The 19,420-nt window shown below is 72.4% G+C and carries 16 protein-coding genes; 6 read left to right on the forward strand and 10 right to left on the reverse strand.

Annotation, left to right across the window (positions count from 1 at the left end; all coding sequences use genetic code 11):
• Positions 1 to 178: 178 nt before the first annotated feature.
• Positions 179 to 1,591 (reverse strand): MBL fold metallo-hydrolase, encoded by a 1,413-nt coding sequence (locus FRCN3DRAFT_RS0221655; protein ID WP_007517247.1) that lies wholly within the window; start codon positions 1,589 to 1,591, stop codon positions 179 to 181.
• 354 nt (positions 1,592 to 1,945) lie between these two features.
• Here FRCN3DRAFT_RS0221655 and FRCN3DRAFT_RS45610 point away from each other — a divergent pair, with 354 nt between their 5' ends.
• The 3 genes from FRCN3DRAFT_RS45610 (at position 1,946) to FRCN3DRAFT_RS0221670 (ending at position 5,952) form a co-directional block, all read left to right on the forward strand.
• Complete coding sequence (locus tag FRCN3DRAFT_RS45610; protein ID WP_007517241.1) at positions 1,946 to 2,236, forward strand: YgaP-like transmembrane domain; 291 nt, start codon at positions 1,946 to 1,948, stop codon at positions 2,234 to 2,236.
• Positions 2,233 to 4,341: a TSUP family transporter gene (locus FRCN3DRAFT_RS58215; RefSeq protein WP_007517239.1), complete on the forward strand. Its 2,109-nt coding sequence runs from the start codon at positions 2,233 to 2,235 to the stop codon at positions 4,339 to 4,341. The genes FRCN3DRAFT_RS45610 and FRCN3DRAFT_RS58215 overlap by 4 nt, the downstream gene beginning before the upstream one ends.
• 243 nt (positions 4,342 to 4,584) lie before the next feature.
• Positions 4,585 to 5,952, forward strand: coding sequence for a phosphoribosyltransferase family protein (locus tag FRCN3DRAFT_RS0221670; RefSeq protein ID WP_007517237.1), 1,368 nt, complete (start codon positions 4,585 to 4,587; stop codon positions 5,950 to 5,952).
• Between the two features lie 87 nt (positions 5,953 to 6,039).
• Here the strand turns inward: FRCN3DRAFT_RS0221670 and FRCN3DRAFT_RS0221680 are convergent, their stop codons facing one another.
• The 4 genes from FRCN3DRAFT_RS0221680 to FRCN3DRAFT_RS0221690 are packed head-to-tail and all read right to left on the reverse strand — an operon-like array spanning position 6,040 to position 7,265.
• Positions 6,040 to 6,291: an acyl carrier protein gene (locus FRCN3DRAFT_RS0221680; RefSeq protein ID WP_007517235.1), complete on the reverse strand. Its 252-nt coding sequence runs from the start codon at positions 6,289 to 6,291 to the stop codon at positions 6,040 to 6,042.
• Positions 6,221 to 6,592, reverse strand: coding sequence for a 2-oxo acid dehydrogenase subunit E2 (locus FRCN3DRAFT_RS57820; RefSeq protein WP_083401928.1), 372 nt, complete (start codon positions 6,590 to 6,592; stop codon positions 6,221 to 6,223). The genes FRCN3DRAFT_RS0221680 and FRCN3DRAFT_RS57820 overlap by 71 nt, the downstream gene beginning before the upstream one ends.
• Entirely contained in the window at positions 6,499 to 6,759 is a 261-nt protein-coding gene (locus tag FRCN3DRAFT_RS0221685) for an FCD domain-containing protein (RefSeq protein WP_007517234.1), read from the reverse strand. Before FRCN3DRAFT_RS0221685 ends, FRCN3DRAFT_RS57820 begins: the two co-directional genes overlap by 94 nt.
• On the reverse strand, positions 6,756 to 7,265 hold the full coding sequence (locus FRCN3DRAFT_RS0221690; protein WP_007517233.1) for a DUF4440 domain-containing protein: 510 nt from the start codon (positions 7,263 to 7,265) through the stop codon (positions 6,756 to 6,758). The genes FRCN3DRAFT_RS0221685 and FRCN3DRAFT_RS0221690 overlap by 4 nt, the downstream gene beginning before the upstream one ends.
• Positions 7,266 to 7,734: 469 nt before the next feature.
• Here FRCN3DRAFT_RS0221690 and FRCN3DRAFT_RS45615 point away from each other — a divergent pair, with 469 nt between their 5' ends.
• Positions 7,735 to 9,951, forward strand: a complete 2,217-nt coding sequence (locus FRCN3DRAFT_RS45615; RefSeq protein WP_232794106.1) for an MMPL family transporter — start codon at positions 7,735 to 7,737, stop codon at positions 9,949 to 9,951.
• Positions 9,952 to 10,048: 97 nt separating this feature from the next.
• On the opposite strand, the gene FRCN3DRAFT_RS0221705 is transcribed toward FRCN3DRAFT_RS45615, so the two are convergent.
• Both FRCN3DRAFT_RS0221705 and FRCN3DRAFT_RS0221710 read right to left on the reverse strand, forming a co-directional pair.
• Positions 10,049 to 11,050: an iron-siderophore ABC transporter substrate-binding protein gene (locus FRCN3DRAFT_RS0221705; RefSeq protein ID WP_007517230.1), complete on the reverse strand. Its 1,002-nt coding sequence runs from the start codon at positions 11,048 to 11,050 to the stop codon at positions 10,049 to 10,051.
• Positions 11,051 to 11,138: 88 nt separating this feature from the next.
• Positions 11,139 to 12,872: an amino acid adenylation domain-containing protein gene (locus tag FRCN3DRAFT_RS0221710; RefSeq protein WP_232794107.1), complete on the reverse strand. Its 1,734-nt coding sequence runs from the start codon at positions 12,870 to 12,872 to the stop codon at positions 11,139 to 11,141.
• A gap of 431 nt (positions 12,873 to 13,303) precedes the next feature.
• Here FRCN3DRAFT_RS0221710 and FRCN3DRAFT_RS0221715 point away from each other — a divergent pair, with 431 nt between their 5' ends.
• Positions 13,304 to 13,855: an MOSC domain-containing protein gene (locus FRCN3DRAFT_RS0221715; RefSeq protein ID WP_232794108.1), complete on the forward strand. Its 552-nt coding sequence runs from the start codon at positions 13,304 to 13,306 to the stop codon at positions 13,853 to 13,855.
• Entirely contained in the window at positions 13,852 to 14,664 is an 813-nt protein-coding gene (locus tag FRCN3DRAFT_RS0221720) for a hypothetical protein (RefSeq protein ID WP_007517221.1), read from the forward strand. Before FRCN3DRAFT_RS0221715 ends, FRCN3DRAFT_RS0221720 begins: the two co-directional genes overlap by 4 nt.
• A 49-nt stretch (positions 14,665 to 14,713) precedes the next feature.
• On the opposite strand, the gene FRCN3DRAFT_RS45620 is transcribed toward FRCN3DRAFT_RS0221720, so the two are convergent.
• The 3 genes from FRCN3DRAFT_RS45620 to FRCN3DRAFT_RS45625 all read right to left on the reverse strand — a co-directional run.
• Positions 14,714 to 16,528 carry an AMP-binding protein gene (locus tag FRCN3DRAFT_RS45620; RefSeq protein ID WP_007517219.1) on the reverse strand — a complete coding sequence of 605 codons (1,815 nt, stop codon included), beginning with the start codon at positions 16,526 to 16,528 and terminating at the stop codon, positions 14,714 to 14,716.
• A gap of 117 nt (positions 16,529 to 16,645) precedes the next feature.
• Positions 16,646 to 17,755 (reverse strand): YqcI/YcgG family protein, encoded by a 1,110-nt coding sequence (locus FRCN3DRAFT_RS0221730; RefSeq protein ID WP_232794109.1) that lies wholly within the window; start codon positions 17,753 to 17,755, stop codon positions 16,646 to 16,648.
• A gap of 128 nt (positions 17,756 to 17,883) precedes the next feature.
• On the reverse strand, positions 17,884 to 19,420 hold a 1,537-nt coding region (locus tag FRCN3DRAFT_RS45625; protein WP_035925050.1), incomplete at its 5' end, for a condensation domain-containing protein.

A 19,420-nucleotide genomic window follows, 5' to 3' on the forward strand; every position in this document is an offset into this window, starting at 1 on the left:
AGGCCGGCACCGCGTCCGCCGATGACCCCGGTCGGCGTTCTCCCATCAGCGAGCGGCACGAGCCAACGCCCGTCACGCCCACCTCGTCATCTGTCCCGGCCGATGGCGGTGCGGGTGGTTGGTGCTCCCGGATCGGGTGACGGCGTGGGTGGTGCAGCCAGTGGCGGGGGCGGTGCGCTCAGACGGTGGTGGGGGTGAAGGCCTGCGCCCAGGCGGTGTATCCACCGAGCAGGTCGGACACGTCGCCCCGTCCGGCGGCACGCAGCACGCTCGCCGCGACGGAGGAGCGGTAGCCCCCGGCGCAGTGCACGACGACCGGCCGGTCGACGGGCACCTCGGCCAGGCGGCGGGCCAGTTCCGCGAGCGGGATGTGCAGCGATCCGTCGATCGCGCCCAGCGCGCGCTCGCCCGGGTTGCGCACGTCGAGCACGACGGGTGCGCCGCCCTGCTCGGGCTTCCGACCGATCGCGTCCCGCAGCTCGTCGGCGGTCAGCCGGTTGGCCGGGACGATCTGGCCGGGCGCGGCCCCGTCGGCCATCTCACGGAAGGCGCGCTCGGGCTCGCGCAGGTAGCCCGTGGCCTGGTCGAAGCCGATCCGGGCGAGCCGCACGACGATCTCCTCCTCGCGGTCGGGTGGAGCGATGACCAGCACCGTGCGGCCCGGTTCGACGACCATGCCGGCCGTCTCGGCGAACCGACCGTCGGCTGGGACGTTGAGCGAGCCGCGCAGGTGTCCGTCGGCGAACTCCCGCGGGTCGCGGGTGTCGACGACCAGGGCGCCCTCGGCGCGGGCCGCGAGGAACTCGGTGGTGGTCATCGACCGCGGCGGCGCCGTCGGGTCGAAGACGGCGTGGTCCTTGCGGTTGAGGACCGCGTCGAAGACGAAGTAGCCGGGCGCGGACGGCTGACCGCCGGTGACGAGGGTGAGGAACTGTTCGACGTCCATGGGCAGGCAGGCGTAGTTGGTGCGACGTTGACCGCCGATCGTGGAGGATCGTTCGGTGGACAGGTTCTTGCCGCAGGCCGAGCCGGCCCCGTGGGCGGGGAAGACGCGGACCTCGTCGGGGAGGCTCATCAGCTTGCGCTGCACGCTGTCGTAGAGCATCCGGCCCAGCTCGTCCGCGGTGACTCCGAGCGAGGCGAGCAGGTCGGGGCGGCCGACGTCGCCGATGAACAGCGCGTCCCCGGTGAGCACCCCGTAGGGGACGGCATCGGCGGCGTGCTCGTAGACGAGCACGCTGATCGACTCGGGCGTGTGGCCCGGGGTCTCCATGATCTGCAGGGTGACGTCGCCGAGGCTGATCCGGTCGCCGTCGGCGAGCTGGCGGATCGGGTATTCCGTGACGGCGCGGCGGCCGTAGCCGATCCAGGCACCGGTGGCGGCCGCGACCTCCAGGTGGCCGGCGGCGAAGTCCGCGTGGAAGTGCGTGTTGATCACGCCTTCGATGGTCAGCTCGAGCGTCTGGGCGTCGGCGAGGTACTCGGTGATGTCGCGGCGCGGGTCGACCAGCACGGCTCGGCGGCTGCTCTCGTCGGCGATCAGGTACGAGGCCTGGGACAGGCAGTCCAGGTAGTACTGGCTGAACAACACGATGCGTTCCCCCCTTCACACTCGGTCAACTTAATACCCATGGGGGTATCAATCGAAAATCGGCGACCTTCATTCCGGGCCGGCGCGGGTGGGCGGCGAGTTCGGACCTTGCGAGTGGTGCGGCCTCGGCGAGTCTTGCGCAATTTCGATCATGCGGACACGCGCCTCGACGAGGGTCCGCCCACTATACCCCCAGGGGTATAGTGGCCTCATCGTCGGCCACGTTCGAGGGCGTCATGGGACTCGCGCCACGTCCCTGGCGTGAACACCCGGCCGGGTGCGCTTCCGGTGCCCGGACTGTTGGCGAGCCGCCCACTGCGCGACCGAACCTCCGTCGCCGGGCTTGGAGGAGATATGAACAGTTCCGAACTCACCCGCCCGGCCGGCTGGGAACTGGAGCGTCAGGTCCGGTTCGCCGCTGGCCTGATCGTGCTCGTCGGCATCGTCCTCTCGGTCCTCGTGCCCCCGGTCCGCCACGTCGCTGGGGTCATGGGCGCCGGGCTCGCCCTGGCCGCGCTCGCCAACGCCTGCCTGCTGGGCAGGCTGCTCGCCAGGCTTCCCTACAACCCGGGTGCCGCCTGCGACCTGGCCACCATCGTCGGCCAGCCGCGGAACGCGCGGACCCCTGCGTCGAGCCGGCGGTGAGCATCGCCCTGACCATCGGGCTCGCCGTCGCCATCGGGGTGAGCCTGGGCCTGCTGGGCGGTGGCGGGTCGATTCTTGCTGTGCCGCTGCTGGTGTATGTCGCCGGCCTGCCGGTCAAGGAGGCGATCGCCACCTCGCTGTTCGCCGTCGGGGTCACCAGCGCGGTGGCGGTGCTGCCACATGCCCGCGCCGGACGGGTCCGCTGGCGCACGGGCCTGGTCTTCGGCCTCGGTGGAGTGACCGGCGCGTACGGCGGCGGCCTGCTCGCACAGTTCGTCCCCGCGGGGGTTCTGCTCACGGCGTTCGCGTTGATGATGCTCGTCACCGCCACCGCGATGATCCGAGGCCCCCGCACGGTCGAGAGCCGGCAGGCGTCGCACCCGCTGCCGGTGCCGCGGGTCATCGCACAAGGCGTCGCCGTTGGCCTTGTCACCGGCCTGGTCGGCGCGGGAGGCGGCTTTCTCGTCGTGCCCGCCCTCGCTCTGCTCGGCGGTCTGCCGATGTCGGCCGCCATCGGGACCTCGCTGGTCGTCATCGCGATGAACGCCGTCGCCGGCCTGGCGGGCGCCCTGTCCCACGTGGGCATCGACTGGAGACTGGCTGGCGCGGTGACGGCGGCCGCGCTGCTCGGCAGCATCCTCGGCAGCCGGCTCGCGGGCCGGATCCGCGAGAACCTGCTTCGCCGGGCCTTCGGCTGGTTCGTCGTCGTGATGGGCGGCTTTGTCCTCGCCCAGCAGCTTCCCACCGGCGTCTGGACCGAGCAGCGGTTCTGGGCCGCGACCATGGGCACAATCGTGATCGGCGTCGTCGTGGCACGTGCCTGGAGTTCGCGACGGCGCCGGGCCCGGGGCGCCGGCAGTCGTCACCGTCGCGGTGTTCGTCGCCGTCCGATCCGCGGTCGATCCACCTGCCAGTTGACAGCGGCGGACGGGCCGCTCGGGTCGGTGTTACCGGTGAGGCGGTGTGGCAGCCTCGTGGACATGACGACGACTTCCGGGGCGTTTCCGGTACCACGGCTGGGTGGACGCGGTGTGCCTCTGGTGGGCACGTGTCGCATGTACGTGTGCGGGGTGACGCCCTACGACGTCACGCATCTCGGGCATGCCTTCACGTTCGTGTGGGCGGACGCCGCCGCGCGAGTCCTGCGGCTGACCGGGGTGGACGTAGAGGTGTGCCGGAACGTGACCGACGTCGACGACGTGCTCACCGCGGCGGCGGCCCGTCGCGGTGAGCCCTACGACCGGTTCGCCGCCGTCACGCAGTTCCGCTTCGAGCAGGACATGACGGCGCTGGCGGTGCAGCCTCCGCGCAGTGAGCCCCGCGCGCACCAGTTCGTCACACAGGTCCAACGCCTGGCCAGCGCGCTCGTCGACATCGACGCGGGATACGTCCGGGACGGCGCGGTCTACTTCCGCGGCGCGGACGCCGCGCGGCGGGCGGGCCTGTCGCAGGCGGAGGCGATCGAGCTGGCCGCCGAGTACGGCGACAACCCCGACGACCCCGGCAAGCTCGATCCGCTCGACGTCGCGGTCTGGCAGCCCTCGGGTCCCGGCGACCCCGCCTGGGACAGTCCCTGGGGTACCGGCCGGCCGGGATGGCACGCCGAATGCGCGGCCATGGCCCTGAGCACCTTCGGACCGGCGCTCGACCTGCATGCCGGCGGAGCCGACCTGCGGTTCCCCCACCACGCCTACGAGGCCGCCATGGCCGAGGCGGTGACCGGTGTCCGGCCGTTCGCGCGAGCGTGGCTGCACGTCGGCCTCGTCTCCTATGAGGGCCACAAGATGGCCAAGTCGACCGGCAACCTGGTGCTCGTCCGGGACCTGCTGGGACACACGCCCCCCGCCCACATCAGGACGATGCTGCTCGACCGCCCCTACGACACCGCCTGGGAGTACACCCCCGCGGCCCTCGACGAGGCGGCGGACAGACTCGACGCGCTGCGCGTCGCCGGCGGCCGTACCGGACGCGCCGCCGCGAGGGCCGCCGCGCTCGCCGCGCTGCTCGACGACCTGAACATCTCCCGAGCCGTCGATATCGCGATCGAGGACGGCGGGGAAGCCGCCCATCTCGTAGCCTCCGTCCTCGCCCCCGCCCTCGGCTGACGTTTCGCGGCGTCCGAGAGCGGGCTCGAGGATGTCCCAGGCGAAGCCGCCGTCGGCGAACAAGTGGTGGTACTTCGGCCCATGTTCCGACCGTGGCCGCCCTGTCCCTGTCGATCACATCGCCACGCCGCCATGCTGCCGGGCCAGCCCGGGGCCACGGCCCGGCAGCCGGGAGGGTTGCGGTGTCGCCACCGGCCCGAGGGGGGAGGCCTAGGTCATGGCAGGAGGCAACAAGGGGCTAAGATGATCTTTCGACATCGCGCGGACGCGGGCCGGCAGCTGAGCCGGCGGCTGGCACATCTTCGCGGGCACGACGTGGTGGTGGTCGGGCTGCCCCGCGGCGGTGTCCCGGTCGCCTACGAGGTAGCGAAGGCGCTGGGCGCCCCGCTGGACGTCATCCTGGTTCGCAAGCTCGGCGTCCCGTTCCAGCCCGAGCTGGCGATGGGTGCCATTGCCGAGGGCGACATACTGGTCATCAACGAGCAGGCCCGGCGGCTGGCCGACATCACCCCGGAGGAGCTCGCCGCGGTCGAGGCCCGGAAGCGAGCCGAGCTCGACCGGCGGGCACGCCTGTTCCGGGGCACCCGGCCTCGCGAGCCGCTGGCCGGGCGTGTGGTCGTCGTCGTCGACGACGGAATCGCGACCGGGTCGACCGCCTCGGCCGCCTGCCAGGCCGTCCGCGCCGCCGGTGCTGCCCGGGTTGTCCTGGCCGCGCCGGTCGCGCCGCCGCCGGTGGTCGACCTGCTGCGCCGCGACGCCGACGAGGTGGTCTGCGTCGACACCCCCGAGGCCTTCTTCGCCATCGGCCAGTTCTACCTGGACTTCTCCCAGACGCCGGATGCCGAGGTCGTCGACCTGCTGCTGCGAGCCGCGGCGACAGCCCAGCCGGCGGCGCCCAGGGCCGCCACCACGGGAACGCACCCTGACCCTCCGGCCAGCGTGGTCGGTTCGCCCGCCCGGGAGATCGAGGTGGACATCCCCGCCGTCCCGGTACGCCTGGCCGGCCGACTCACCATCCCCAGCGCGGCCCGCGGCATCGTCGTGTTCGCGCACGGCAGTGGCAGCAGCCGGCACAGCCCCCGCAACCGCTACGTCGCCGACGTGCTCACCGCCGCCGGGTTCGCGACCCTGTTGTTCGACCTGCTTACCCCGGCCGAGGAGGTCGACCGGGCCGCGGTGTTCGACATCGCCCTGCTCGCCCATCGGCTCGTGGACGTCACCAGCTGGCTGCGCGGCGAACCGCAGGTGGCCGGCCTTCCCGTCGGCTACTTCGGGGCCAGCACCGGCGCCGCCGCCGCCCTGTGGGCCGCCGCCGAACCCGACTCCCACATCGCCGCCGTCGTCTCCCGCGGCGGCCGTCCCGACCTCGCCGCCTCGAGACTGGCCGCCGTGCGCGCCCCGACCCTGCTCATCGTCGGCGGAGACGACGACCTCGTCCTCGAGCTCAACAACCAGGCCCAGGCGCAGATGCAATGCGAAAGCCGCGTCATGGTCGTCCCCGAAGCCACCCATCTGTTCTCCGAGCCGGGCGCTCTGGAGACCGTCGCCGCGCTCGCGCGCGACTGGTTCGTCCGCCACCTCGACCTGGTCGCGTCACACCGTGGCGGCTGACGAACCGCGGATACTCACCAGCACCAGCCACCCCCACCTCGGCCAGGCGGCGGCGGGCGCGAACCGGGTGAAGACCCGGTCAGGCGGCTACTGACCCGCGGCGCGCTCGTGCAGGTAGGCGACGAACGATTCCACTGTGGACAGGCGTCCGATGTCGTCTTCTGGGATGTCGATGCGGGCGCTGCGCGCGACGGTCTCGATCAGCGACAGCATGTCCATCGAGTCCAGGTCCGCGGCCCGCTGGAGGTTCGCGTCCTGGTCGATCCCGTCAAGGTCGACCTCCGGGGCGATCTCGGCCAGCGCCTCGGTCAGGAGCTGGCGGGCTTCCTGGTCGGTCATGCGGCCGCCCCTGTCGACGGTTTTCCGGTCTGCCGAGCCAGTCGGCGAGACTGGACAGGAACGCTCCGCCGCGGTGGCCGTCGCTGGCCCGGTGGTCGGCGGCCAGGGTGACGGTGACGGCCGGACGGACGCCGAGGCATCCGTCGACAGCCCAGGGCGGTTCACTGATCCGGCCGAGGCCGACCATGGCGACCTGAGGCGGGTAGATCACCGGCAGGACGCTGTCGACGCCCAGTTCACCGAGGTTGGTGACGGTGATCGCCGGGTCGGTGAGCTCGTCCCGGGCAAGCCGGCCGTGGATGCCGTTCCCCCGCCCGCGTACCGCTCGATCGGGTCGTCGAACCTGTCGGCGATGGCGGCCGCCTCCCGGATCTGGTCGAGCTGCTGCGGAGTGCGCCGCTCGGCGGCGAGCCGGGCCGCGGGCACCTCCAGCAGGTCACAGACCTCGATCATCTGGTCGACGGTCACGAGATCGACGCCCGAAAGCGGGCCGAGGCCGCCCAGGCTGGCTCGACGGTGACACCGTCGCGTTCGTCGTCCCAGGCCACGGCGCTGATCCGCCACCCGCCGGTTGTCCGGACGAGCTGCAACGTCTTCATTCCGCGGGCAGTGAAGGGGGTCCCGTCCTGCACACCGGCCTTGGCGTAGCTCCCGAGGTGCTGGGCGATGTCGCCGAAGACAAAGGTCTGCCCACGCAGCTCCCACTCGGTGAAGTCGATCAGGGTACCGCCGGTGAGCAGTTCCCGTCGGGGAGCGATGAAGCTTTCCACGTCATAGACGGCAGGCTCGCGACCACAGGTCCGCACGATCACCGCATCGGGAAGGAACAACATGCGCAGCTCGTCGAGGCGGCCGGCGCAGCCGGGACCAGAGGTGAATGCACCGAAGAAGGTCCGCACTATGCCGGCGATCGCCTCGTGGTCAGCCGTCGTGCCCGTGCCCGGCAGGTCGTCAGACAGACCATGTGCGATCACGCGGTGAGCTTACGGCGGGCGACGCTGCCAGCAGAAGACTCGTCGGATCGTCGGATCGTCGGGCGAGGTTCCGGCGCACGGCCCGCCCCAGCCGGCCCGTTCATGATCTGGTGGGATCGTCGGAGCTGGAGCTCCCAAAAGTCCACCAGATCATGAACGGCGCGGCGCCGAGGTTCGCACGCGGCAGCCGATGAGCCACGGGCGGCCGGCATCCGCGATAGGTCGGCCGCCGGCCTGGACAAGTGGATGTTCTACATCGGCCACGAGGAGTCCACCCGCGACGAGGAGCTCCGGCTGTTCTGCGAGGTGGTCATGCCGCTGGTCCGGGCCGGCTGCGGCTGACAGCCGCGCCCGCCGCGACCGGCATCTCCACGCGGCCGGCCACGGGCACGGGCACAGGCACGGTCGAGGGTGGGCGAACGGTGCCCTGGTGGAACAAACCGCCCGCCCGGCACCTACGGTGTGGCTCGTGACGGAAGCTCGGCCGGGTTCGATGGGCCGCCTCGGCAGGTTCTGTGCGCGTCACGGGTGGTGGGTGCTCGCCGCCTGGATCGCGCTCCTCGTCGCCGCGACGGTCGGTCATCGCGCCGCGGGCGGGCACTACTCGGACGACTTCCAGCTGCCCCGCTCGTCGGCGCAGCAGGGTGCCGACCTGCTCAGGGCGCACGAGCCGCGGGCGGGTGGCCTGACCGGGCAGCTCGTCTTCACCATCCAGGACGCCACGCTGCGGTCATTCTCCTCCCAGCTGACGACGGCGACGGACGACGTCGCGAGGCTGCCGCACGTCCTCGCCGTCGGCGACCCGCTGGCCGCGGCGACCACGTCGAGGGATGGCCGTACCGCGTACGCGACGGTGCGTTTCGACGTCAACCCCAGGATCCTGGGCCCGTCCTACCTCGCCTCCGTCGACCGGGCGGTCGCCGGGGTGCGGGCGGCCGGCGTCGACGTCGACTACGGCGGTGTCCTCGGCCAGGCCGCGCGGCCGAAGGCCAACGAGGCGGTCTCGGAGGTCATCGGCATCGTCGTCGCGATCGTGGTCCTGCTGGTCGGGTTCGGCAGCGTCTACGCGGCCGGGCTGCCGATCCTCACCGCTGTGCTCGGCGTCGGGACCGGCATCGGGGTCCTTGGCATCGTCGCATCGGCCACCACCTTCGCCTCCGTGTCACCGACGCTCGGCATCATGATCGGACTCGGGGTCGGGATCGACTACGCCCTGTTCCTGGCCACCCGGCACCGCCAGCTCGTCATGGACGGGGTCGAGCCGATCGAGGCCGCCGCCCGCGCCGTCGCCACCAGCGGCCAGTCGGTGCTCATCGCGGCCGGCACGGTGGTCATCGCCATGCTCGGGCTGTTCGCCTCCGGCATCGGGTTCATCGGCAAGCTCGGCCTGGCGGCGGCGATCACCGTCGCGGTGTCGGCGCTGGCCGCCACCACGCTGGTCCCGGCGCTGCTGGGACTGGCGGGGCCGCGCATCGACCGGCTACGGGTTCGCCGCCCGGTGGCCGAGGGCACCGCGGGCGGCGCCCTGGGCGACACGGGCTGGCATCGGTACGCGGCCAGGGTGGGTCGCCACCCCTGGCGCTTCCTCGGCGCCGGCGCCGCCGTGCTGGCGGTACTGGCGGTCCCGATGCTGTCGATGACGCTCGGCCACGTCGACGCAGGGGCCGACCCGACCTCCTACACCGGTCGCCGCGCCTACGACGCCATCAGCAACGGGTTCGGACCAGGCGCGAACCGCCCGTTCGCCGTCGTCGTCCAGCTCGCCGACGGCGCGCCGGCCGCCGCGGTGGCCACCGATCTCGACCGCGCGCTCGCCGACACACCGGGCGTCGCCACGACCACCCCGGCGAGGACCACCACGGACGGGTCGCTGCTCATCGCCACCGTCGTGGCCAGTACGCGCCCGCAGGACGTGGCCACCGACCAGCTGCTCGCCCGACTGCACGACCACACACTGCCCGACGTGCTCGCCGGAACTGGCAGTCACGGCTACGTCACGGGAAACCTCGCCGCGAGCCTCGACTTCCGTGACCAGGTCGCGGCGCGGCTCCCGGTCATCATCGCCGTCGTCATCGCCGCGGCGTTCCTGCTGCTGCTCGTCAGCTTCCGCAGCCCCTTCCTCGCGCTGAAGGCCGCGGTGCTGAACCTGTTCTCGATCGGCGCCGCCTACGGCGTCGTCGTCGCCGTCTTCCAGTGGGGCTGGGGCGGGTCGCTGCTCGGTGTCGGCGAGAAGGTGCCCGTCGAGTCCTACGTGCCCATGATGATGTTCGCCATCGTGTTCGGGCTGTCCATGGACTACGAGGTGTTCCTGCTGTCCCGGGTCCGCGAGCGGTGGCTCGCCACCGGCGACAACACCCGCAGCGTCGCCGACGGACTGGCCGCCACCGCCCGCGTCATCACCTGCGCGGCCCTCATCATGACCAGCGTCTTTCTCGCGTTCCTGCTCTCCAGCAACGTCGTCATCAAGATGATCGCCCTCGGCCTGGGTGTCAGCGTCCTGATCGACGCCTCCCTCATCCGGCTGGTCGTCGTACCGGCGACCATGTTCCTGCTCGGCCGAGCCAACTGGTGGCTCCCACGCTGGCTCGACCGCATCCTTCCCCGGCTCGAACCAGGAGCCGAGCCGAAGGTCGAGACCGGTACCGGTACCGAGCGAGAGACGGATCCCGCACCCGCGGCGACGTGACCGTCCCGGCGCCAGATCATCGCGTTGCTTCGACTCGTCGGCGCGCTGGCCAGCGGAACTCGCGCGGCGAAGGCCACGCGAGTTCCGCTCCGCCGGGTCAGCTGGTGGCGGCGGCCTTGGCCAGGGTCGGCTTGAGCTGGTCGAGCTGCCACGGGATGTTGAGGATGGTCGGGTTGTTCACGGCACCCGCCGTGAAGGCGTCGACCTCGAGGGCCCGTCCCGCCTTGACCGCGGGGATCTCGGTGAACAGCTTGTTGCCGGCCATCTCGGTCTTCAGGTCCGGGGTCGCGTAGCCGATCAGCAGGAAGTCCGCGTCCAACGCGCTGAGCTTCTCCATGCTCAGCGATCGGTCCACCACGTTCTCCGTGACGCCCGGCGCGAGCTTCATACCGAGCTCGGCGTAGAGCTGGACCGACACCGTCTCCGGGTCGTCGATGACCGCCAGACCACCCGGCTCGTAGTAGAAGGAGTAGCTGAACGTCTTGCCGGCCAGGCCGGGCAGGCCGGTCGCGGTGTCCTTGATGACCTTCTCGGTCGCCGCGATCGCCGCCGCGGTGTCGGCCTCGCGGCCCACGGCCTTGCCGATGATGGTGCTGTTCTCCTGCCAGGTCGCGATGCCGGCGTCGTCGGTGAAGCCCACGGTCGGCGCGATCTTGGACAGACGGTCGTAGTAGTCGGCCAGGCCGTAGAAGTTCGTGGCCAGGATCAGGTCGGGCCTCAGCTCGACGATCTGCTCGAGGTTCAGGTCCCCCGCGGTGTCGAGCGCGGTGCTCTTCGACAGGTCGACCTTCCCCGTCAGCCACGGGAAGACGCCGTCGGGCTTGTACTCGTTCTTCGCGTACGCGATCGGCGTGATGCCGAGCGTCGCCAGGGTGTCCTCCTCGTAGCTGAGCGCGATGATGCGCTTGGGCTGCTCCGGGACGACCGCGGTACCGAACTTGTCCTTCAGCGTGACCGGGAAGCTGCCCGCCGCCGCGCTCGCGGGCGCCACCGTGTCGTCGCCCCCGTCGCCCCCGTCGCTGCCGCCGCAGCCGGCCGCGAGGGCGAGCGCGATGACGGCCAGCAACGCCGCCGGGATGAGTTTCAGTCTGTTTCGCACTCGTTCTCGTTTCCGTGGGTCAGGCCGCGAGCCTGGCTGGCTCGCGGTCGCGGGTGGGGACCGCGCGGCTCGTCGACCTGGGACGCCGTCAGCGCCGTCCGTCGGCCGTCGCGCGCGGCCGGCCGGCCGCCGCGGCCTGCTCGGTCAGCGCCCGGCGGTCGACCTTCCCGCCGGCGGTGACCGGGAGCGTGGGGAGCACGGTCACGGCGCTCGGCACCATGTACTGGGGAAGCAGGTCGGCGCACCACGCCAGCACCTCGTCGGAGAACGACCCGCCCGGGGCCGCCCCCTCCGCGGCGCCCGGCGCCGACGCTGGCCCCGGCACTGGCGTGCCCGCGGGGCGGTCGGCGGCGCCCCCGTCGGCGTCGGGGACGACGAAGGCGAGCAGCCGGGGCGAGGCGGCGTCGCGGGACACCACGACCGCCGCCCGCCGTACCCGGGGGTGGGTGGCGAGGGCCGCCTCCACCTCCTCCAGCTCCAGCCGCATCCCGCGGATCTTCACCTGGTTGTCGGCCCGGCCGACGAACTCCAGCCAGCCGGCGCCGTTCCACCGGGCGAGATCCCCGGTCCGGTACATCCGCGCGCCGCCACCGGCGAACGGGTCCGCGACGAAGCGCGCGGCGGTCAGCGGCCCGTTGTTCAGATAGCCGCGGCCGAGCAGGAAGCCGGCCACGTACAGCTCGCCGACCTCGCCGTCCGGCACCGGGGCCAGCGTGTCGTCGACGACGTGCAGCTGGGTATGCGGGTTGGGCCGACCGATCGAGGCGGCGAGACGCTCGGCGCTGTCCTTGTAGATGACGTGGGAGACGCCGATCGTCGTCTCGGCCGGCCCGTAGCCGTGGTACATCGCGGTGCCGAGCTGTGCCCGGAACCGGGCGAAGAGCGCGGGCGTCAGCACCTCTCCCCCGCACCAGACATGCCGCAGCGAGGCCAGCGCGTCCGTGCCCTCCGCCGCCTCCAACAGGACGTCCAGCATCGACGACACGAGGTAGACGAAGGTGACCCGCTCGTCCTCGATCAGGTCGACCAGATATCCCGGGTCCTGCTCGCCGTCCGGCTCCGCGACGACCAGCCGGCCGCCGCAGACCAGCGGCAGCAGGATCTCGTTGATCGAGATATCGAACGACAGCGGCGCCTTGAACAGGGACGCGTCGTCCGGGCCGAAGCCGAACAGGTCCGCCACCTGCCACCGCAGCCGCTCGGCGATCGCCTCATGCCGGATCATCGCCCCCTTGGGAGCGCCGGTGGACCCGGACGTGAAGATCACATAGGCCAGCGCCGCCGGCGGAATCGGCAGGTCGAGCGGCTCGGCCGACTCGGCGCCCCAGGACCAGGCGCTCAGGTCGACCGGAACCGCCGGCACCCCGTCAACCAACCCGCCGTCAACCATGCCCCCGTCCGCCAACTCGCCGGATGCCGCCGCCGCGTCCGCGTCGGTCACGATCAGCCGGGCCCGCGCGTCGGCCAGCACCCGCCGGCGCCGCTGGTCCGGCCACCCGGGCTCGATCGGGACGAACGCCCCGCCGGCGACCATGACCGCGAGCAGCGCGACGACCATCTCCGCGGACCGGACCAGCCGGATGCCGACGATGTCCTCTGGCCCGAGGCCCCGGGCACGCAGCACCCGCGCGAGCTGGAACACCCGCGCCCCGAACTCCCGGTACGTCAGCCGCACCCCGGGAGCCACGACGGCGGTCGCCTCCGGCGTACCGCGTACCTGAGCCGTGAACTGGTCCACGACGGTCGTGACCGTGACGGGCCCGCTGAAGTCGTTGAGGTCCTGGAGCGTCGCCGGTTCGTCGACCGGCCGAGGTGACGACACACCGTCACCAGAACGCGAGCTCACCATCATTCCCATCGGTCAGCGGGAAAGATCCAGTCCGTCCCGGCACGCGGGCGGCCGGCTCCCGAGGGCGGCGGAGGCCAGGGCGACCCTGGCGCGCGGGACAGCGTAGCAAGTAAGGCTTACCTACACAAGGTAAACCTTACCTAACCAACACGGCTCGGGCAATCACGGATGTCCCCAGATGCCAGCCGACCGGGTGGTCACCGCGCGGCATCGCCCCCGCCCGGCCGCAAGACCGTAGCCTCTGCCTGAGGTCATTCATCAGCCTTGTTCGAGGTCATTCATCGCGGACATTGGGGTTTCCGTTGGGGAGTCTTCTTGCCGTCAATCTCGCCGTCGTCCGAAATGAGGCGTGGACCGGGCGGCAGGGCCGGAGCGGGATCGACAAGCGTCCCGCCAGCGGGCCCGTGCGGGTCGGCCGCGTCGGCCTGCTCGGGGACACGATCTGCGACCTCACGTTTCACGGCGGCGTCGACCGCGCGGCATACCTCTACGCGCACGAGGATTTCACCTGGTGGGCGAGCACTCTTGACCGCGATATCCCTCCCGGCAGTTTCGGAGAGAACCTGACCTCGTCGGGATTGGACGTCACCGGCGCCGAGATCGGCGAGACCTGGGCGATCGGGTCAGCGGTGCTTCAGGTGACGGCGCCGCGCATACCCTGCCGGGTGTTCGCCGGATTCTGGGACGTCCCCGACCTCATTACGCGTTTCATCCGGCGCGGCACGCCCGGCGCGTACCTGCGGGTCCTGAGCGAAGGAGACGTCGCCGCCGGGGACCGCGTCGACGTCCTGCATCGACCAGGCCATGGGGTAACCGTCGGGCAGGTCTTCCGGGCGCTCACGACCGAGCCCGACGGGCTCCCCGCCCTCGCCGGCGCCACGAGCCTGCTCGCCGAGGACGTGCGGGAGAAGGTCCAGCGGCGGCTCGCCCCGCCGGCTCCCGTCGGCCGCCCGTGATCGCATTCGTCTGGTCGTTGGCCGCCGCCTGCGCGGCGGCCGTCCTGTACGGCGGCAGCAGCGTGCTGCAGGCGCGGGCGGCCAGTCGCAGCGCCGCGGTCAGCGAACTGCTGCGAAGCCCGGCCTACGTCATCGGGCTGCTCTGCGACGGCGCCGCCTGGCTGCTGTCGCTGCTGGCCCTGCGGCACCTGCCGCTGTTCGTCGTCCAGTCGATCCTTGCGGGCTCCCTCGCCGTCACGGCCGTGCTGGGCCTCGCCGTGCTGCGCCTGCCACTGCGGCGGTCGGCCGCCATCTCGGTCGGTGTGCTGGTCGCGGCGCTCGTCGTGCTGGCCGGCTGCGGTGGGCACCAGCCGGCATCGACGAGCAGCGACGCCGTCCGGCTAGGTCTCGTCGCCGGCGCGGCGGCGCTCCTGGTGCTGGCCGTCGTGGCCCGCGGAGCCAGGGCGATAGGCCTCGCGGTCCTGGCCGGGCTGGCCTACTCCGGCGCGGCCCTCGGCGCGCGCGTTCTGCAGGGCCAGCCGACCGGGCTGCCGCGGCTGCTGGAGCAACCGTTGACCTACGCCGTACTGATGTACGGCGTGGCCGGAACCTACTTCTACGCCCAGGCGCTCGAGCGCGGGGAGGTGACGTCCGTGACCGCGACCCTGTGGTCGGTCGAGGTCGTCGTCCCCACCGCCGTGGGGCTCGCCGCTCTCGGGGACGCGGTCCGGCGGGGCTGGTGGCCCGCCCTGGTGCTGTCCCTGCTCGCGGTGCTCGGCGCGACCATCCTGCTCTCCAGGACGGAGAGTCTCGATCTCCCACGGCCATGACCGGCCGAGCACCCGCCGCGCCCTGGGTGACGTGGTCGCGTGGGCGTGCTCAGAACCTCAGGTACATGTCGTCCGGAATGATCGGCTGGTGGTAGGTGCACGATCCCGACAGCACGGTGGACCCGTGCAGGCGCGACTTCGGGATCAGGATCTTGTCACCGTCGCTCAGCTCGATCTTGTGGGTGACGTTGTTCCAGAAGTGCATGTCCCCGGATTCGATCATGACCAGCCGGTGCTCGTCGTGGACGTGCGTCGTCGACGTCTCGTCGCAGGACTCGACGAACGTGTCCAGGTCGACCTCGATCCGCTCGGCCGTGAGGTAGGCGTCGATGGCCTCGGCCTTCGCCTTGTGCTCGTCGATCGAGTCCGCCCAGGCCAGCTGCTCGGCGAGGTCCCGGTCCCACCGGCGGGCGAGGTGCGCCGCGTCGGTGAAGCCGGCGTGGAAGTCGGTCAGGGCCGCGTCGCCGTACAGCGCGAGCAGCGGGGCGAGCAGCGTGTCGACCAGGTCGTCGAGCGCGGCCGGGGTCACCGCCGGCGCCGGTGTGAAGAAGGCCGGCCGCTCGCCGAGGCCGTCCTCGACCGCGTCCGCCCAGGTGGCGGCGACGGCCGCGTCGTCGATGCGCTGGTGCACGAACGCGCCGAGCAGCTCCGCGTGCCGTCGCGGCGACCGGGACAGCTGGTGGAGATGGTTGCCGCGGGCCAGCGAGGTGTTCAGGTAGAGCTGCCAGTACGCCCCCACCCCCGGGGTGAGCCGGGCCGCGGCGAGCAGCGCCGCCCAGTCCGCCGAGCCGGCCACCCAGCGCTGGTAGTCGCCGAGGAGCAGCGCCCTGGCGCCGGGCTGGGCGAGGTCGTACTCGCCGAGTGAAGCCCAGGCGGTCGCCGCGCGCGCCGCCGGCAGGTACGCCGAGAGCTGCAGCAGCGCGAACGTCGCGGCCTCCCGCCGGTCGCGGGTGCCACGCAGCACCGCGAACGCGTCCCCCGGATGGTCCCGGCGTTCCTCCCAGTAGCCGTGCAGGGCGCGCCGGAGCCCGCCCAGGCTCGCGCCGCCCGCGTCGTCTGGCGGCGAGGGGCGCTGGGCCGACAGGTACGAGAACAGGTGGTGTTCGAGGACCGGCTGGGCGAGCGCGCCGCGCAGCCGGTTCGCCTCGCCGTAGAAGTCCGCGGCGTCGCGCTCGGCCGCCTGGTTGCGGTTCGGCGGCAGGTACAGCAGGTCCGCGTCGTAGATGTTGCGCAGCATCCGGTGCCCGAGCAGCCCCGACAGCTTCAGGACCTCCTCGGGCCGCAGCGGCCTGCCGTAGTCCAGCCAGGCCAGGTCGGCGGGGCGGACCGGTCGCCGGTACGGGTCGTCCTCGGTGGTCAGCTCCTCCCACTCGGCCGGGCGGAAGGCCGGGTTCGACGCGAACGAGCGCACCAGCGCGTGTGCGCCCGGCCCAAGCCGGGCTGCTTCCACCTGGCGGGCCAGGTCGTCGAACCCGGCCGGAGCGGCGGTGTCGAGTGGGCTGTCCGGGCTGGTGAGCTCGGCCAGCGTCGTCTGGTCCGGAGTCATCGGCTTCCTCTCCCGGCGGGGATGGTGGTTGGTGTGCTGGTCCTGGTCATCGACCGAGCCGAGGAACTCGACCTCCCCGTCGGCACCCAGCCGGGCCAGGTCCCCGGTGGCGTACATCCGGCTGCCGGGCACCGGGCTGAACGGGTCGGGCACGAAACGGTCCGCCGTCCGGCGCGGGTCGCCGCTGAAGGACCAGCCCAGCGGCAGCCCGCTGATGAACACCTCGCCGGCGCCGCCGACCGGCACCGGGTTGTACTCGGCGTCCAGGACCCGGATCTCGGTGTTGGCCTCCTGGATGGAGGGCCGGTTCGCGGCCATCGGCAGTGTTCCCTTCAGTTCCACGGTGAACGAAAAGGCGCTGGTCAGCGACGTCGAGCGACCGGAGACGGGCGCCCTACCTCGTCCTGCTGGGTGCGTGGACCGGTTCGTTCGCGGTCAGCCGGAGCTCGCGGCGACGGGCTCGCGATCCCATGCCGGGTCCGCCGTGGAGAGCCCGCCGGGCCGGCCGGTGCGCGTCATCGCGCCACCCCCAGCCGCGCCGTCGATCCCGGGGGCACCCGGCGTCCGCCGCCGGAGGCTGCGTGGGCGCGGGTCGGACCAGGCCAGCTCGATGCTGTCCAGGCACTCCTGCCGGGTCCCCGTGACGAGCGTGTCGAACCAGCCGAGCGCGTTGCGGCGCCCCTGGGGCCACACCGAGTACTGCTGCTCCTGGTTGACGACCACCTTGAACAGGCGGGGTCCCGGCTCGCCGCCCCCGCTCCCGGCCGCGACCGCGGCCGTGACCTGGCCGGATCCGGCCTGGAAGGGGCACCTGGCCGGGACCGAGGCGTCGTCGCGCAGGAAGTACTGCTTCCACTCCCGGTTGGCCGGGTCGCCGTACGAGCCCAGCAGCGGGGTCGAGTCGACCTCGTCCATCCGGCGCAGGCGCTCGCGGATGGTCCTGCGGGCGGCGACGCCGCGCGGGGTGTGCGGTTCCAGCCCCTCGAAGACCCAGCGCGGCTGGAACGTGATGTTGAAGACCGGGCTGCTCCGGCTGCGCAGCCGCTGGTGGCCCGGCGTGTTGCAGACGACGAAGATCGGGCTGCCGCGGAAGCTGAACTCCCAGCCCGGGGTGTCGGTGTCGGTCGGGATGCCGGACGGCCAGGGCTCGCCGTCGCTGTCGTGCAGATACCGCAGCAACGACCAGAACCGCCGCTCGTACCCGAGGACGTCGTCGGCGCGCTGGCCCGCCGTCCCACCGCCGGACCCGAAGAACACGACGAGGGAGGTGTTGCGCGATATCGACTGGTAGACCGAGAGGTAGGTGGCGAGTATGTCCGGCAGCACGGACCAGGTCCGTTCGTCGTCAAGATCGTCGACGAAGCCGAACCGCAGCCCGCCCCGGTTCGCGGCGGCCGTCGCGAAGACGCAGGGGAACGGCTCGGTACTGGACCGCAGCGTCGCGATCATGTCCCGCGCGCAAGCGGTGCCCCACGCCGGCATCGGACCGATGGCCAGGTCGAGGATCTCCTCGCGGTGCGCATCGGTCGGGCCGGCCGTGCTCACCCCACTGAGTTTCAGCCTGTCTCGCACTGTGGTTTCTCTCTTTGGTCAGCCGCGGGCCGGTCCCGGTCCGTGGTCATGGCGTGGCTCGGTTGATGTGCTCGGATGTGGAATGGCCTGGTTGAGGCGGCTCAGTGGGCGCCGTCCGAGACGGATGGCGCCGATGCGGATAGCGGGGGTGTGGATAGCGGGGGCGCGGGCCGTCCCAGGCGGGCGGCGCGGGCCGCTAGGGCGTCGAGCGCCCGCGTCCAGGAGTCCGCGAGACCCCGCAGCACCGCCGCGGGCGGACCGTCCGGTCCCACGGACCACCGCGCGCCGAGCTCGGGACCGCCCGGGCCGTCGACGGCGCGGACGATCAGGCTCAGCGGGAACGGGTCGGGCGCCTCCGCGTTCCAGTCGGCGAACAGTTCCTCGTCCTCCGCGGCGACCGACCAGTCCGTTACCTCACCCCGCGTCAGCCGGCCCACGTAGTTCAGGTAGACCGTGGGCGGTGGCGCCGCCGCGAGGAGCGGCGCGGTTCGCGGATCGAGGTAGCGCAGCATGCTGTAGTCGGTTCCGCCGTCGGGGATCTCGCCCATGAGCGCGTGCACCCGGGCCACCGTGGCGTCCACGCAGCGGTCGCCGAGGACGGCGCCGTCGTCGGGGGCGCGCTCGAGCAGGAACGGGAAGATCTCCGCGAGCCAGCCGACCGTGCGGGACAGGTCCAGGTCGCCGACGACCTGCTCCTGGCGGCCGTGGGCCTGCACCGCGGCGACCATCGCCGACGAGCCGGCGCCGTTCGGATGGGTCTGGTCGGCCAGGGCCAGGGACAGCGCGGCGAGCAGGAGCTCGTCCACGCCGACGCCGAAGGCGGCGGGAACCGTCGACAGCATGGGCGCCGCCCGCTCCGGCGGCAGGCTCACCGTGACCACCGCGGGTTGCTCGTCATCGTCAGGACCCGGCCCGGCCGAGTCGGCCGGGCACGCCGTCCACGCCACCGGCGTGACGCGGTCGAACATGCCCAGCCAGAACGGCAGCCGCTGGTCCGTCTCGCCCGCCCGCGCCCGCTCGTCGAGCCGGCTCGCCCAGTCCGCGAACGAGACCTCGACAGGCGCGAGCCGAGGCCGCGCGCCCGCCGCCAACGCGGCCGCGGCGGTCGCGAGATCCTCCAGCACGATCGACCAGGACACGCCGTCGATCAGCGCATGATGAATGATCAACAGCAGCCGGCCGGGGCGGGAGTCGCCCGCGTCCAGCCAGACGCCGCGGATGGTCTGCCCGTCGTCCGGGTCGAGCTCGGCGTTGGCGGCCGCCGCGAGCCCGGCGATCAGCGCGTGCCCGCCCGCGCTGCCGAAGCCGTCGCCGGCGGCGAGGTCGGCCGCGTCGACCCGGCGGACCCACCGCCCGACCTCGACGCCGCCGGGCGGCGCGATCGCCAGTGACCAGGCGGGACCGCCGTCGGCACCCGCCGCCGCCGCGCCGTCCGGAAGCGGCCTGGACGAGTCCGAACGGACGAGGCGCGCCCGCAGGACGTCGTGGTGGTCGACGACCGTCGTGAGCGCCGCGACCAGCGTCGCCAGATCCAGCCCGGCGGGGGTGCGCAGCAGCACCGGCGAGGAGAACGACGCGAACGCGAGGCGCCCGTCCGTCCCGGTGCCGCGGCCGCGCGCCGCCTGCAGCGCGGGCGTC

The sequence above is a fragment of the Pseudofrankia saprophytica genome, assembly GCF_000235425.2.
Taxonomy (GTDB): Bacteria; Actinomycetota; Actinomycetes; order Frankiales; family Frankiaceae; genus Pseudofrankia; species Pseudofrankia saprophytica.

Coding starts and splice junctions, on each gene's coding strand:
- FRCN3DRAFT_RS45610 (WP_007517241.1), top strand. CDS start 1,946: ATGAACAGTTCCGAACTCACCCGCCCGGCCGGCTGGGAACTGGAGCGT.
- FRCN3DRAFT_RS0221670 (WP_007517237.1), top strand. CDS start 4,585: ATGATCTTTCGACATCGCGCGGACGCGGGCCGGCAGCTGAGCCGGCGG.
- FRCN3DRAFT_RS0221680 (WP_007517235.1), bottom strand. CDS start 6,291: ATGACCGACCAGGAAGCCCGCCAGCTCCTGACCGAGGCGCTGGCCGAG.
- FRCN3DRAFT_RS45620 (WP_007517219.1), bottom strand. CDS start 16,528: ATGGCCGCGAACCGGCCCTCCATCCAGGAGGCCAACACCGAGATCCGG.